The organism is Natronincola peptidivorans, from assembly GCF_900111615.1.
Classification (GTDB): domain Bacteria; phylum Bacillota; class Clostridia; order Peptostreptococcales; family Natronincolaceae; genus Natronincola_A; species Natronincola_A peptidivorans.
On the sequence record NZ_FOHU01000003.1, the window covers coordinates 321,725 to 337,428 of the forward strand.

Sequence of the window (15,704 nt, forward strand, 5' to 3'; positions counted from 1 at the left end):
AATATTACATATCAGTATTTAGCCATTGATTAAATAGATTATTTAAAGGTTTATCAGTGTTTTTTTGACAGATGTTATAGAAATCTTCTGTGGTAGCATTCTTAAACTTAAAGGCTTCAAAATACTCCCTCAATGCTTTTATAAAGGCCTCATCTCCCATCTCTTCTCTTATTTCATGTATAAACATAGCACCCTTACTATAAACGATGCTGCTATACTGCCAGGAGCTGTCAAACTCCCTCAAGCTTCTTAATATTTTTTCTCCTCTGTCAGCTTCAAAATCAATATAATTCTCATATTGAGCTTTTATCATTTTTTCAAAAATCTGCTCTTTAATATGGGCTCCATACTTTTTTTCAAAATACATCAAAGTACTATACTCGGTTAACGCTTCATCCAGCCAAGGCTCTCTAACTTCATTATTTCCTACAATTCCATACCACCATTGATGTGCGATCTCATGGGCTACTACATATTCTAGTGGAAAATCCTCCTTCATTTCATAAAGATTTTGACTAATCATAACAACATTTGGGTATTCCATACCGCCAACAAAAAAGTCACAGGCCACAACCGATAGTTGCTCATAGGGGTATTTTCCAAAAAGAGAATTAAATATTTTTAATGCATCTAAACTATACTGCAGTGCCAGTTCTCCTTTTAGTCCATCTATTGCATAAGAGAAAATCCTTGTATTCTCAAGCATTGCCTCCCTCACTTGAAAATTCTTGCTTAATATCATTACAAAGTTTCTTACTAAATCTGCTTCTATATTATAAGTTTTCTTATTGCTCCTTTCATGTATCTTAGTAACATTTCCCGTCGCAGCTAGCTGATATTCCTTTGGTATAACAGCAGTAACATTGTAGGTGGCCACTTCACTATAAAAAGGATCACCTATAGCATAGTAAGGATCTAGATTCCATCCTCTTTCATCGTATACTGCTAGGATAGGAAACCAGTTGGTAATATTGACCGTATTCTCTCCATAGCCCATTCTTCCTATGGTATTAGGAAGCTTTACCTTAAAGTCAAAAAATAACTGTAACATCTCGCCTGGTGCCAAGGACTTTTCAGGAGTTACCCTTAGAATCGTTGCTCCTTCCCCCATTATCTTATAATCTATTGTGTTTTTTCCTTCTTTAATGCTGGCTATTTCTATATAACCAGTATCAAACCCATTTGGATAAGCTCTTTGTATCTCTTCTTTTTCAAAGGGTACTCTCTCTATTGTTTTAAAAGCATTGGGATATAAATGAAAATATAAATTTTTTAAAGGAACTTTCTGATGATTGGTATAAATGAACTCTTGACTTCCTTTTAAAAACATATTATCCTCTAAGAACTCTACTGTAATATTGTACTCTGTTAAGGTGTCTACTTTGTTATAAGAACTCATGGTCCTTTCTGCTTGTGTTAGATCCCAAACATACTGAATGGATATGCTAAAAATCATAACACTAAAAATAATAATCATTAATCTCAGCTTTCTGCTGATTTTCACTTTTTTACCCCCTATTCCTTCTTCATTTAAGCTATTAAAATTTTATTTGTAATTCTAGATTTTATTACAAAAAATCTCATATTTATTGTGAAATTTAGTTATACTCTTAAATGCTCATTGATTTTATTTCTTTTCTCATATTATTTGTTTCCTATAAAATGTAACAGGATAAATATGATATAATGTTGTTACCGATCAAATAGTTTGGAGTGATACTTATGGGTTTTGTAAAAACCACAACTTCTATAGATTTAGGGGATACCCCCATCGAAAATATATTTATTGATGTCTATATGCCTATGGCAAATGGTACTTTTGTCAAAGTCTATTTATTAGGCTATAAATATGCTTGCGATGGAGACCCTAGTAAAAACATAAACAATATAACCATTGCAAAAAATTTAAATATCCCTTTGTCAGATGTTCTAGCTGCATGGGATTTTTGGGAAAGCAAGAAAATTATAAAAAAGATTTCTCCGTCTGAGGATAATGAATGGGATTATACCGTGGAGTTCCTTAATATAAGGCAATTATATATAGATAATAACTATAAATCTCTACAAGCCTTAAACCAAGAAACAACAGAAGAAGAAACCTATAGCTGTTCTACTAAAGATCTTTTGGATGCTAATAAAATTCCCGAAATTAAAAAAATGTTTATTGACATAAATAAAATTATTAATCGTTCTCTTGTTCCAAATGAAAAGATGCAAATCTTAGAATGGTTTCACCACTATAATATTGATCCTCCCTTGGTGGTAAAGGCTTATAGCTACTGTCGCCACAAAAAAAATGTGCGAAACGTCAAATATGTAGCAGGGGTTATTAGAAACTGGTACGACTTAAACATTACAACCATGGAGCAGCTTCAGGCTCATTTAGAAAAACAAGGAGAGAGGTATAGCTTATACGATAGAATCTTTAAGGCTATGGGCTTTGCCTATCGAGAACCTTCTGAAGCAGAAATAAGCATTATGGACAAATGGATTGATACCTATCAGTTTTCTATGGAGATCATCTTAAAAGCTTGTGAAAACTGTAGCAAGACCTCTAACCCCAATATTAATTACATAGATGGTATCTTGGGGGATTGGCATAAAAAAGGCATTAAAAAGATAGAGGATCTTTCTATCCTCACAGAAAAGAAGAAAGATACACCTCCTGAAAAGCCTTCGTCTCAGAAACCCGTTCGGAAAAAAACTAGATTTCATTTGTCTGAAAGCAGGGGAAGTAAGTATGAGGCAAAGGAATTAGAGGAATTATTATTAAATCGCCAAAAAAACAAGTAATAGGAGTGACTCCTTATGAAAAATGCAATAATCAAGGATATCTTAAAAAAATATGAAAAGAAAAAAGATCTCAATAAGCAACAGCAAGAAAGACGTATTCAAGAGATTTATGCCAAGGTACCAGAGATTAAAACTATAGATGAAAAAATTAAACAAGTAGGTCTTTCCTTGTCAAAATCCTTGCTTCATTCATCAGAAAACCCTCATGACATATTGATAAACCTAAAGACCTCTTTGGAAAAGCTGAGACAAGAAAAAGCCATCCTCTTAACAGAAAATAATATTCCTCTAGAGTACTTAGAGGAACAGTATCACTGTAGAAATTGTAAAGATACTGGCTTTTTGCCTGCTGGAGAAAAGTGCAGCTGCTTTAAACAGCAGCTTATTAATCATACCTACTCTATGTCCAATTTATCTAATGTACTGAAAAAGGAAAACTTTCATGCTTTTAATATAAATTTATTTAGTGATGAAGCTTATGAAAACCAAGAGAAGAGTCCTAGAGAAAATATGATGGAGATTCTAAATATCTGTGAAGGCTTTGTCTTTAATTTTGACAGTAACAATGAAGAAAATCTGTTTTTTTATGGTGCTACAGGCTTAGGTAAAACCTTTTTAGCCAATTGCATAGCCAAGGCCCTTCTTGACAAAGGAAAGGTTGTTATTTACCAAACTGCCTTTAAAATATTAGAGATCTTAGAAGAGGTTCGTTTTCAAAATAATGGTGATAAGGAAAAAGCACAGCTATTATTTGAAGCAGACCTTTTGATTATCGATGATTTAGGTACAGAAATGACCAATTCCTTTACCAATAGTGAGCTTTTCAATATCATTAATAGTCGTCTTTTAACCAGCAAAAAAACCATTATTTCTACGAATTTTACTCCAAAGGAAATTATGGATACCTATGATGATAGAATCTTTTCTCGGGTCTTTGCAAAGTACACCATACTAAAATTTTATGGCAAGGATTTGAGATGGGAATAAACAATCTTGAGGCTTTTTAATAATCTAAAAAACACACCTTATATCACTAAAGATACAAGGTGTGTTTTATATGTATGGTGACCCCTAGGGGAATCGAACCCCTGTTACCGCCGTGAAAGGGCGGTGTCTTAACCGCTTGACCAAGGGGCCAATAACTTCAGCAAAACCCAGTTTCCCTCACTAAGAATTGCCGAATTCTTTTTACCTCTGCTGACTTCCTATTTCTTGCTCTGTGATTGGTGACCCATCCGCGACTCGAACGCGGGACACCCTGATTAAAAGTCAGGTGCTCTACCGACTGAGCTAATGGGTCGTAAGATACTCACATTTATATATATTAATACAAAAAAAAAGAGCTGTCAACACTTTTTGTCGAAAAAAGTTGGCAGCTGTAGCTTGTTAAAAAATCGTATTGGATTGGAGGAACAAAAAATCAGTTGCTTCAACATATACAGTGGAAAAATAAAATGATGATTTTCAAAGCTAATCAAGTGTACTTTTCTTATATTTTATTAGCTTTTCATAATTTTCTTTTAAAAGATAGTTTCTCTTACTATCGTTTGATTCCTTTTAGGTCCTACAGATACTATTTTCACTGGTAAGCCCACATACTCTTCAATTTTAGCTATATATTTCTTTGCATTTTCTGGTAAATCCTCATAGCTTTCTACTTTTGTAATATCTTCTTGCCACCCGTCTATTTCTTCATAAATTGGTTTGCTTTTTCCTAATACCTTTATATTGGCAGGAAAATGCTGAATCGTTTTTCCTTCAACCTCATAGCCAGTACAAATTTTAATCTTATCAAAACCACTTAATACATCTAGAAGCATTAAAGAAATCCCTGTTAGACCGTTGACTCTTGCTGTATACTTTACCATTACCCCGTCAAACCAACCACACCTTCTAGGTCTTCCTGTAGTGGTTCCAAATTCATTTCCTTTTTTTCTAATTAAATCTCCCGTTTTATTGTCTTCCTCTGTGGGAAAGGGTCCTAATCCTACTCTTGTTGTGTAGGCCTTAACAACGCCAATAATTTCCTGTAATTTGTTTGGTCCTATTCCAGCTCCCACACAAAATCCACCAGATGTAGGATGAGAAGAAGTAACATAAGGATAAGTACCCAAGTCAATGTCTAGCAAAGTTCCTTGCGCTCCTTCAAACAATACCTTGTTGCCGGATTCTAGGGCTTCATGAACAAGTATGGTGGTATCATCCACATACTTCTTTATCTTTTCTGCATAGCCCCAATAGGTTTCAAACATTTCTTCCTTATTAAAGCCTTTACTTCCATAGATTTTTTCTATGATTTCATTCTTTTTATCAACCTGAAGAAATAACTTTTTCTTAAAATCTTCCTTATCTATCATATCTCCTAATCGTATCCCTGAACGTTGAATTTTGTCCATATAGCAGGGACCTATCCCTTTTTTAGTTGTGCCTATTTCACCTACTCCTCTAGCTTCTTCCTCTAATGCATCCATCTTTTTATGGTAAGGAAAAATCACATGCACCCTTTCATCTATTTTTATATTGGAGGTATCAACACCTTGGGCTTCTATAGTTTCTATTTCCTTTAAAAATCCTTCAGGATCAAATGCAACACCATTACCAATAATATTTAGCTTGTCCTTATACAGAACGCCTGATGGCAATAAATGAAAGGCATACTTTTTATCTCCTACAATTACTGTATGTCCTGCATTATTTCCACCTTGAGCTCTAACCACTACATGGGCTTTGCCTCCTAAGTAATCAATAATTTTTCCTTTACCCTCATCACCCCATTGGGCTCCTACAACAACAACTGATGGCATTTTTTCCACCCCTATATTTATTGGTATTTTTTTAATGTTCTACACATTCCGAACAATCATTAATAATATTACCATAAAATATGGATATAGTCAAATATAACTCGAATGATTTTTGTTTATATTTAAATATTATTCGCTTATCTTTTGTTCTGTTTAAAAAAAAGAAAATAATAAAAAAACCTAGGCTTTATCCCTAGGTTTTTAGTTTATCTCTTTATTAAGCTTTTGATTCAAAAAACTTATTTAAGTCTTCCACAAGCTTACTTGGGTCTATTCCATGTACCTTGCCTGCATCGCCTATACTCTCCATAGTAGCACCTGGACAACCTAGACAATGTAATCCATATTTCATAAATACAGCAGCAGACTCACGATCTTTTTGTAATACTTCCATAATGGTCATATCTTCTGTTACTTTAAACATATTTTTTCCTCCTTAAACTTCCTTCAATACTTTTTTGTTGCTATAGGGAAGTCTTCTTTATATTGGTTTTAATTTCATTTCAATCTATTGATGTTATTTAATGTTACCATTTTTCATGGTTTTTATCAACTATTATGTGGATTTTTTTAAAAAAATCTCCTGGTTATCCACATTTTCCCGAGGATATGCACATGTGTTCGGTGTATAGTGTGGATAATTTGTTTTGTTTGCTAAATGCATTTCTTTTGTAATATACATATGCTTATAGCTGCATAGCAATTCTTTTCCTCTTTGTTGAAAAAATTGACGATATGCTATTAAGCTATCCTCCTGAAAAACCCTTAGGTTTTGATCTTCAAAAGCATCATATTTCATTTCCTTTAGTTGAAAACCACTGTTTTCATAACACTTTTCTGCTCTTTTATTAAATAATGCTACTTTTAGCCCTAGCTGCTTCATCTTCATATGATGAAAGTAGTAATCCAAGAAACTTTTTAAGCTGTCACTACCATAACCTTTGCCTACATGCTTTGGATCAAATACAATCCCCAGTTCACTATGTTTTCTTACCCAGCGTATATTTCTTAATGCAATATATCCTATAAATATATCCTCTAGATTACAAACACCAAAGCATCTTTTGGTAAAGCTGTATTTTTTGTTCCTATACCAATATTCTCTTTCTACTGTGTTCATGATGGGAAAATTGTAGCTATCAAACAAGGGATTTGTATGGTGCCCCCACCACTGCATAGCATCTACTTGTTCTCTCTGTAGTTCTGTTATATAGGTTGTTTTCCCCCTGGCGATTATCATGCTTCTCCTCCGTCTTTAGCTCTTATTATTCCCTATACTTATCATAATCTAAAAACTTTTGATGCTCTCCTGACCAAAGCAACTCAATAGTTCCAGTTTCACCATGTCGATGCTTTGCTATAATAACTTCTGCAGTATTTTTCTTATCACTATCTGGATGATAGTACTCATCTCGGTAAAGAAACATAACTAAGTCTGCATCTTGCTCAATGGCTCCTGATTCTCTTAGATCTGATAAGATTGGTCTATGATCGGATCTTAGTTCTGGAGCACGCGATAGCTGTGATAATGCAATAACAGGACAATCCAATTCCTTTGCCATCACTTTAAGATTTCTAGATATAGCAGATATTTCTTGTTGTCGGTTTTCTGTCCTGCCATCACCCTGCATTAATTGAAGATAATCTATCAGTACTAAATCAACGCCTGTTTCCATTTTTAGTCTTCTACATTTAGAGCGCATTTCAGTAATGCTAACTCCAGGTGTATCGTCAAAATATATTTTAGCCTGTGACAAGGGCAGCATAGCTCCTGCCAGCTTTGTCCATTCCTCTTCGTTTAAATTGCCATGCTGTATTTTGTTTAAGCTTACCATAGATTCTGCTGCCAGCATCCTTAGCATTAGCTGTTCTTTAGACATCTCTAAGCTAAAAATAACTACTGAAGCGGAAGCTTTGATAGCAGCATTTTGTGCTAAATTCAAGGCAAAGGCTGATTTTCCCATAGCAGGTCTTGCAGCAACCAGTACTAGATCTGATTTATGAAATCCACTTAGTTTTTTGTTTAAATCAATAAATCCTGTTGTCAATCCAGTAATATTTTTTTTGTTTTCATATAGCTCCTCAATTTTATCAAAGGTATCGGATAGTACTGTTTTTATTGGGGTGAACCCTTCTTGATATCGGTTTTGAGAGATATCATAGATATGTTTTTGAGCTAGTTCCAAAACTTCTGGTACCTGCATTTCTGTATTAAAGCTCATATGAATAATATTTTCTGAGGATTTAATTAATCGTCTTAAGGTTGCCTTTTCTTCCACAATATCTGCATAATATTTTACATTAGCAGTAATAGGCACCCCCTCTGATAAGCTATTAATGTAGGGTATACCACCTATAGCGTCTAATGTTCCTCGCTTTTTTAGTTCTTCTGTTAAAGTAATCAAATCTACTGGTTCTTCTCTATTAAAGACATCAAAAACAGCCTCAAATATTTCCCTATGGGCTTCTTTATAAAAATCCTCTGGCTTCAATATTTCTAAAACCACTACGATATACTCTTTATCCATTAGCATAGCTCCTAAAACCGATTGCTCTGCTTCTATGCTATGGGGCGGCACTTTAAATATATTGGTTTCCTCCATGTTTATTCCTCCCAGTGAACTGGTTTCAGTAAATCGAAACATCGAAGAATCAGATGTCTAAAATCTATGATTTTGTGTCAGTCCCTTATACAAGGTAAAATCCTCACCTGCAACATCCCTTGGAGGTGAGGGTCTTATGCCCTTATCTTTGTTACTTTCAGTCTAAAGATTTTTCAACAGCCTACTCCTCTGTAACCTGCACTTTCAGTTTTGCAACGATTCCAGGATATACCTTTACCTCTAGGTGTTTTACTCCCAACTCTCTTATGGGCTCTGGTAAAACAACTTTTTTCTTATCCAGCTTCATTTTATATTTCTTTTCTGCTGTTTCACAAATATCCTTAGAGGTTACTGAACCAAACAGTCTTCCACCTTCTCCTGCTTTGGCCTTTATTTCAACTGTTAATTTTTCAATCTCTGCTGCATATTGTTTTGCTTCCTCTATTTGTATCTGTTTCTTTTGCTTTTTCACTTGGTTTTGCTTTTCCAATACTTTCATGTTTCCAGCAGTAGCTTCCACAGCTAGATTTTTAGGAAATAAGTAATTTCTAGCATAGCCATCACTAACATTAGCTACTTCTCCTTTTTTTCCTTGTCCCTTTACATCTTCTAATAGAATAACCTTCATATTATTCTTTTCCCTCCTCAAAGTATTCTTCTATAGTATTTTCTAATTTTTTCTTTGCTTCCTCCATGGTTATATCCTCCAATTGAGCGCCGGCTACCGTTAAATGGCCTCCCCCTCCTAATTTCTCTAAAATTACCTGTACATTAATATCTCCCATGGATCTACCACTTATATATATCATTTTATCATCTTTTTTTCCTAAAACAAAGGAGGCTTGAACTCCTTTTATATTTAACAACTCATCCGCCGCTTGAGCAGCTATTAAGGGAGAAGCTTCTATTTCCTCTTCATAAGTAGATATGGCAACAACGTCTCTAACAATATCTGCCTTTTTTACTACTTCTCCTCTAGCGATAACCGTATTTAAATCATCCTGAAACAATTGTTTTACTGCTGTTGTATCAGCCCCTGCTCTTCTTAATAACGCCGCTGCTTCAAAGGTTCTTACCCCTGTTTTAAAAGTAAAGTTTTTTGTATCGATGGCAATTCCAGCTAATAGTGCTTCTGCCTCGATCATTTCTATTTTTACCTTTTCCTCCATATAAAAAAGAATTTCTGTTACCATTTCACTGGTGGAGGATACATAGGTTTCATGATAGGTTAACACTGTATTTTCAATAAACTCTGTTCCTCTTCTGTGATGATCGATTACTACCACATTATCCGTTTTTTCTAAAAGCTCAGGACATTCAGTGAAATTGGGTCTATGGGTATCCACCACCACTACTAAGGTGTTGTCATCCATCTTTGTTTTTGCTTCTTCACAGGTGATAATGTTTTTTTTGTACTCTTCTCTACTTATTATTTTTTCATATAGACATCCTATAGAAGGATTATTACCGCTTAAAACAATACTAGCATCCTTATCTCTATTTTTTGCAGCTCTATAGATCCCTAATGCCGCTCCTAAAGCATCTAAGTCTGCGTGCTTATGTCCCATAACAATGACACCGCTGGATTGTTCTATTAACTCTCTTAAAGCATAAGCTATAACCCGGGCTTTTACCTTGGTACGTTTTTCTACTGCTTTGGTTTTTCCTCCGTAGAAACTGATTTTGTCATTCTTTTTAACGGCTGCTTGATCCCCGCCTCTACCTAAAGCTAAATCCTTAGCTCCATTGGCAAATTCAAAGGTCTCCATTGGGGTTTTTCCATCTGTTCCTATACCTACACTTAGGGTTATAGGTATTTTATTTCCTACATTTATTTCCCTAACTTCATCTAAAATATCAAACCTTTTTATCTCTAGTTTCTCTAAATCCTCTTTGTCAAAAACTGCTAAAAATTTATCATCAGCATATTTCCGCATAAACCCTTTACCTTTGTTTACCCAGAGGTTTAGTTTATGATCAATTTCCGCTATCACCAAAGGCTTATTGGCATCTTCGGTTGTTTGCATTACTTCATCAAAATTATCTATTTGTATTAGTGCAGTTACAAGCTTTTCTTCATTATGCTTTTTCTTTAAAAGCTGATACTTTGTATCTTCAACCCAGTATAGCATAATGACATAGCTGGTATCATAACTTTTTCCTGTCTTAATAACATTATATAAAACCCTAAAGCTCCTATCCTGGATTTTTGCCTTTTTTGTTTTCTCTGTATCCTCCTTGAGAATACTCTGTAAATCGAAGCTAGGCACAATATCATCAATATCTTTTTCTAATATACCCTGAGTTCCTACCACCTCTAAAAATTTTCTATTGTACCACTTAATGGTGCCATCAATCTCCACCATTGTTAGGGGAATTGGCATGTTTAATATAGATTGTTTTGTGGCAGAATCAATATCCGATGATAAACCTTCTATGTACTGGGTCCATTCTTCTCTTCTGATGTTGGTAGTCTTTAAATTATAGTAAATTAAATAGGTTAACAAAAATATACCCACAATTCCTATAATATGATTATAGATGGAAATAACGATAATCAATACAGTGATGATAAATAGATATATTCGCGTGTCCGGTACCAACATTTTAAAAAATCTAGAGTTCCTCATGTGTGTTTGCCTCCCACAAAAGTATGGTTATTTCTTTTTTTTAAGCTTTCTTATATCTAATATTGCATCCAACAGCCCTAAAAAAGCTACTATCGTCATTAGAGGACTAATAATAATTAGTGACAAAACAAGTATTATTCTAATAAACCTTGGTACCTTTGTTTTTTTAAGTAAATAGCTTATGAAGGTTAGTCCCTGTAGAAAAAAAATCACCAGGAAAATTATTGTGACATTGGCTATTAAGCTGGTATGCTGTATACCTTCTATGTATCTAGTTGTTAGTGATAATACAAAAATAATGAATGACCCTAAAACAATGTTTCCAGGAAGCTTGAATTCACTAAATTCACCTAGTTGATGGTCTATAAAGTTAAATCGATTGATAACTGCTGCAGTCAAGTAATAGTTGATGAAGGCACCTATCATAGAATGAATAATAACTAATGCCGGTATTATCATCATTAGATAATTCAACGACTCTTTAACATCTACCACATCTAGATTCAAAGTTCTTAGCATTTCCATTTGATGGTCAATGGCTTCCCTTGTCATATTCGCTATTTCGTCAGTGATATTTATCCCAGCAGCAATAGCTATTATTTGCAATAGAAAAAAAATAGCCAACACTGAAGCAGCTGTTCCAAAGCCTATCACCTCATAGGGTTTCTTTCTTCTTCTTATGGCATATCCCATCGCTAAAGCAATAGGACTAAAAATAATAAAAACAAAAATTGTATATAAAATATTTGTTAGAAATCCAATAAGTAAGCTTGAAATGATCAAGGACAAAACCGTATATCTTGTACCATGTCGTACTGATAAGATAATAAAAGGCATCGGTAACACAACCAATAAAATAGATAAAATAGAAATATATAAAGTTGCTATTACAAAAAAAGTGGTAATAGTTGCCGTTAACGCTGCTTCTATCAATGCTTTTTTGCTGCTGCTAGCATGCATGTCAAAATCACTCCCGCTGATTTATTCACTTCCCATGATTGTTTATATGCTCATTAAGACTAGATAAATCTCCATACCATTTCTCTAAATGATGTTCTTCTAATATACTGACTTTTATTTTTTCCTCTAGCTTCCTATCTAAAAGTTCATAGTCAAAGCCTGCTCTTTTACCTAATGTATAGGTTACTAGTAGGAGGTTTACCAAACACTCCAACACTAGCTCTTGGCTATTTTTTAAACCCTTCATCATGGTTTCAAATAATAGAGCTACTGTGTTTAAAAGCTCGCACTTTAAAAATTCTATTACTTTTAAGTTTTTACCAATATCATTATTGGTTTTATTGTTTTGAAGCATTTTTTCTCCCCCCTTTTTTTCGTTATAACACTTTCTAGCTAAGATGCTATTTGTTGGTTTTCTTATGGGCTGATTTCAATAGTATTTTCACCTGTTTATATTTTTATATATTAGATAGTTTCCTATGTGTTATAAACATATTCTATTTAAATACTTATTTTCCTTTGTCTATCCTATTATTTTAACTCATGAAAAAAAGAAGCACTCGAAAAGTTCGATGCTTAACAGCTGATGACCATATTAAATTTTAGTAATGCTTCTTCAAGATTATATAAAAACACCAGCATTTTTACTACTTCCTCTGTAGGATAATCATTGATGGTTTCATTATTTTTTAAATGAATTTTAGCCTTTTTTATATCTTTTATAATGTAGTTAAGGTTTATGGTTTCTTTTTCATCATTTTCTTTGTATAGCTCACAAAGATCTTTTTCTTTATGCTGTAGTTGCTTTATAGCACATTTAACCTTGTAAATATCCTCTAAAACAATATTTACAACTTCCTTATGAATCCCTTTCTGTAAAACATTTTGCATATTTCGAAGATGTTGAAAGGTTTCTTTTTCTAGATTCAAAGTCATAACCATTTCCTTATAGGTTATACCTCCTTGAAACATAATCCGTTCTTCCTTTTTCTTTAAAGCCAACAGTTCCTCTGATAGCTCTAATTCCTTTTCTATTTCTAGTATCTGTTCCTGTAGTAGATCAATGTTTTCTTCATCTTCTAGTAGAAGCATTTCCAGTGTTTTTACATAGTAGTTTAAAATGTTTTTAGAAATCTGCTTTGTTTCATCAACAACCTTATCATCAAAAGTAGGTGGATAGATTGTATAGTTTACCACTACCGCAACAATTATGCCTACGGATGTGTCTAATAGTCTATGGAGTGCATAATTTAAATATCCCCCTTCAGCATTTATAAATATGCCAACAAATACAACGCCTCCCATAGATATGGACTCTTTCCAATTTAACTTGTTTGTAGCAAGAATAAGAACAATTACACCAACCCCTCCTAGTAATGGATTACCAGGAGAAATACTAACAAAAGCCACTCCAACAGCTGCACCAATCATGGTTCCCAGCAGTCGATTAACCCCAATTTTCCAAGAATCGGATACAGTAGGCTGCATCACAATAATGGCAGCAATAGCTGCATAAAAAGGGCTTTCTATCCCTAGTATATTAGAGACTAGAAGTGACAGGGTAACAGCAATACCCGTCTTTATGGTCCTAAGACCAATTTTCATAGTACTCACCTTTCCTCTTATGAACATTATTATATGAACTACCCTTAATTCATATAATATTATATACTATTTTGTAAAACATTGATATGTTTTTGCCCAAAAACCCTCCCAGCATCTTTTGTTTTTAGTAGATAAAAAGTTTTTTATAGAATATATTGCAGCAACAATAACAGTATAACCCCCGGCACCCCTAGGAACCCTGCCATTATAGCACTGATTGGATTGATAACGATGGATATGCCCCAAATACCTCCGATTAGATTTACTAACAAAAGCATAATTCCTCCAATAATGCCGTTCCAAATTAGTCTTATGATAAATTTCAGTGGTATTAACAATATCCACCCTACAATATACAATAATATTAATCCAAAAGCATACGCTAGTATAACACTTAATTCAAAACCCATAATCGCTCCCCACCTTTACTATACTATTAATTTACCTTGTTTTATCATCTATTATCTAACACTCTGAGTAGCATTGCAATAGATTCCTAAGCTTCACCTTGCAAAAAATATAAGTTATCTTCTTTTTTCTCTTCAATAAAACGTATGAAGGAGTAGCACTATATACTACTCCTTATATTATATAAATTCTGTATAGATAATATGACGAGCCTTCCTAATAAAAGTTAGTTTTTATCCCCATTTCCTTTGCTTGTTTTATTAAATATATATACCTTGCTTTTGTTGCTTCAACATTGTAAATAGCATAATCTATCAAATCTGGATCTGCTACAGTATGAAAGGTTTTTTCAGCACTTTCCCATTCAGCTCGCGCTTGATTTATAATTTCAACAAATTTTTGATTTTCATCTTTTTCCGGCTCTTGCATATGTTGTATTTTACTACGTAATTCATTAAAAACCTCTGTAATTCCTTCTAGCATATTTTCTTTTTTTTGCATTTCTTTCTCATCTTTCAATACCACAACCCCCCTTCGGTGTATTGCTAAAGCTTCCGCTTATCCAGCGATAGGTCAAGCACTACATCCTAGAAATAAATTCGGTTACCGTTTAGCGGGTAAAAACCTCCCTCTATATTAGGTCTCTTTTATTTGTAATATTGTCCATTTTTTTCTATATTTATACCTCTTCCCATTAAAGCTAAATTCTTAATCTCTCTTACTTTATACTATGCGGATTAAAAAGGTTCAATGCTAATACAAGTTGATTTTTCAATGAACTTGCCTTATGCAAAACAAAAAAACATAGTTTAAGGATAATTGCTTTTTCCTTAAACTATGTTTTTTTATAAATGTTTATTTTATTTACCTGTTTATTATTTATGTAAACGTTATTATGCTTTACAGGTATATTCTTTCTTTTATAACTCTCTTCTTCCCTCCATTGCTTTAGAAAGGGTTATTTCATCTGCATATTCCAAATCTCCGCCGACAGGAATCCCATAAGCTATTCTTGACACTTTTATTCCTAGTGGTTTCAAAAGCTTTGCAATGTACATAGCAGTAGCTTCTCCTTCAATATTAGGGTTCGTTGCCAAGATTACTTCCTTTACTTCATTTTCAGCTAATCTTGTCAGCAGCTCTTTAATTCTTATTTCCTCAGGGCCTATCCCCTCTAGAGGAGAAATAACGCCATGGAGAACATGATAATAACCATGAAACTCCTTTGTTTTTTCCATTGCCACAACATCTCGAGGGTCCTCAACAACACAAATAACCGTCATATCTCTTTTTTTATCATTGCAAATATTACAGGTTTCTCTATCTGTAAGATTGGTACATATACTGCAATACTTTACACTTTTCTTTGCTTCAATAATCGTCTCCGCCAGTACTGAAACCTCTTCATGTGGCATGCCTATTACATGAAAAGCCAGTCTTTGGGCAGTTTTTCTACCTATGCCGGGAAGTTTTGTAAATTCATCTATCAATCTAGCTATTGGTGCTGAATAGTAATTCATATAAAGACCCCTTTTATATAGTTCGTAGTGTCAAGTTTGACACTCTTTTTTTACTAACTAATCATTATATTTTAAAGGTTTCAAAGTTTTTTTGTATAAAAAAACAATGCCCCCCCATTTCTTGATATAATTGAAGTTCCCAGCTCACAATTAATAAAGAAAGGGTGGTCATTGTGAACTCCATTATATCTTATTTAGTACTATATATTCAATATCTACAAAAAGAACTTTATACACTTTTAATCTTTGTCTCTAGAAACATCCCTTTACGCCAATTGAATTTTGAAGACTCTAATAGTCCTAAGTACCAGAAGTTAAAGATTGATAAGCTCCCTAGAATTCTAAAGTTTCAAATGCAAGATTATCGCTTCCTTCTGGATT

Annotated in this window: 15 protein-coding genes and 2 tRNA genes; 2 read left to right on the forward strand and 15 right to left on the reverse strand. The window is 33.7% G+C overall.

The annotated features are described in order from the left end of the window. Window positions 1-4: 4 nt before the first annotated feature. Complete coding sequence (locus tag BMX10_RS05870; RefSeq protein WP_244272647.1) at window positions 5-1,504, reverse strand: M1 family metallopeptidase; 1,500 nt, start codon at window positions 1,502-1,504, stop codon at window positions 5-7. Between the two features lie 218 nt (window positions 1,505-1,722). Here BMX10_RS05870 and BMX10_RS05875 point away from each other — a divergent pair, with 218 nt between their 5' ends. Further along, window positions 1,723-2,793, forward strand: coding sequence for a DnaD domain-containing protein (locus tag BMX10_RS05875; RefSeq protein WP_090440769.1), 1,071 nt, complete (start codon window positions 1,723-1,725; stop codon window positions 2,791-2,793). Window positions 2,794-2,808: 15 nt separating this feature from the next. Next, on the forward strand, window positions 2,809-3,780 hold the full coding sequence (locus BMX10_RS05880; RefSeq protein WP_090440772.1) for an ATP-binding protein: 972 nt from the start codon (window positions 2,809-2,811) through the stop codon (window positions 3,778-3,780). A gap of 75 nt (window positions 3,781-3,855) precedes the next feature. On the opposite strand, the gene BMX10_RS05885 is transcribed toward BMX10_RS05880, so the two are convergent. From BMX10_RS05885 to recR, 14 genes are all read right to left on the reverse strand, one after another. Continuing rightward, window positions 3,856-3,930: transfer RNA gene (locus tag BMX10_RS05885), tRNA-Glu, on the reverse strand. Between the two features lie 87 nt (window positions 3,931-4,017). Next, window positions 4,018-4,093 (reverse strand) — tRNA-Lys (locus tag BMX10_RS05890). Between the two features lie 220 nt (window positions 4,094-4,313). Next, window positions 4,314-5,597 (reverse strand): adenylosuccinate synthase, encoded by a 1,284-nt coding sequence (locus BMX10_RS05895; RefSeq protein WP_090440775.1) that lies wholly within the window; start codon window positions 5,595-5,597, stop codon window positions 4,314-4,316. 217 nt (window positions 5,598-5,814) lie between these two features. Further along, window positions 5,815-6,021 carry a DUF1858 domain-containing protein gene (locus BMX10_RS05900; RefSeq protein WP_090440778.1) on the reverse strand — a complete coding sequence of 69 codons (207 nt, stop codon included), beginning with the start codon at window positions 6,019-6,021 and terminating at the stop codon, window positions 5,815-5,817. Between the two features lie 132 nt (window positions 6,022-6,153). After that, complete coding sequence (locus BMX10_RS05905; RefSeq protein WP_090440780.1) at window positions 6,154-6,837, reverse strand: GNAT family N-acetyltransferase; 684 nt, start codon at window positions 6,835-6,837, stop codon at window positions 6,154-6,156. A gap of 25 nt (window positions 6,838-6,862) precedes the next feature. Beyond that, window positions 6,863-8,200, reverse strand: a complete 1,338-nt coding sequence (gene dnaB / locus BMX10_RS05910) for a replicative DNA helicase (protein WP_090440787.1) — start codon at window positions 8,198-8,200, stop codon at window positions 6,863-6,865. Window positions 8,201-8,381: 181 nt separating this feature from the next. Continuing rightward, window positions 8,382-8,828 (reverse strand): 50S ribosomal protein L9, encoded by a 447-nt coding sequence (gene rplI / locus BMX10_RS05915; RefSeq protein ID WP_090440790.1) that lies wholly within the window; start codon window positions 8,826-8,828, stop codon window positions 8,382-8,384. A gap of 1 nt (window position 8,829) precedes the next feature. Continuing rightward, on the reverse strand, window positions 8,830-10,830 hold the full coding sequence (locus BMX10_RS05920) for a DHH family phosphoesterase (RefSeq protein WP_090440793.1): 2,001 nt from the start codon (window positions 10,828-10,830) through the stop codon (window positions 8,830-8,832). Between the two features lie 27 nt (window positions 10,831-10,857). Then, the gene (locus BMX10_RS05925) at window positions 10,858-11,790 is read right to left on the reverse strand and encodes a YybS family protein (protein ID WP_090440796.1); all 933 of its coding nucleotides are present in this window, start codon (window positions 11,788-11,790) and stop codon (window positions 10,858-10,860) included. A 25-nt stretch (window positions 11,791-11,815) separates the two neighbouring features. Next, window positions 11,816-12,145 carry a MazG-like family protein gene (locus BMX10_RS05930; protein WP_090440799.1) on the reverse strand — a complete coding sequence of 110 codons (330 nt, stop codon included), beginning with the start codon at window positions 12,143-12,145 and terminating at the stop codon, window positions 11,816-11,818. A gap of 221 nt (window positions 12,146-12,366) precedes the next feature. Next, window positions 12,367-13,395 carry an FUSC family protein gene (locus tag BMX10_RS05935; protein ID WP_244272650.1) on the reverse strand — a complete coding sequence of 343 codons (1,029 nt, stop codon included), beginning with the start codon at window positions 13,393-13,395 and terminating at the stop codon, window positions 12,367-12,369. A gap of 143 nt (window positions 13,396-13,538) precedes the next feature. Next, a complete protein-coding gene (locus BMX10_RS05940) occupies window positions 13,539-13,805 on the reverse strand; it encodes a pro-sigmaK processing inhibitor BofA family protein (protein WP_090440805.1) in 267 nt (88 codons plus the stop codon). 214 nt (window positions 13,806-14,019) lie between these two features. Next, window positions 14,020-14,322, reverse strand: a complete 303-nt coding sequence (locus BMX10_RS05945) for a YaaL family protein (RefSeq protein ID WP_244272648.1) — start codon at window positions 14,320-14,322, stop codon at window positions 14,020-14,022. A gap of 401 nt (window positions 14,323-14,723) precedes the next feature. Beyond that, the gene (gene recR / locus BMX10_RS05950) at window positions 14,724-15,323 is read right to left on the reverse strand and encodes a recombination mediator RecR (protein ID WP_090440808.1); all 600 of its coding nucleotides are present in this window, start codon (window positions 15,321-15,323) and stop codon (window positions 14,724-14,726) included. Window positions 15,324-15,704 lie beyond the last annotated feature (381 nt).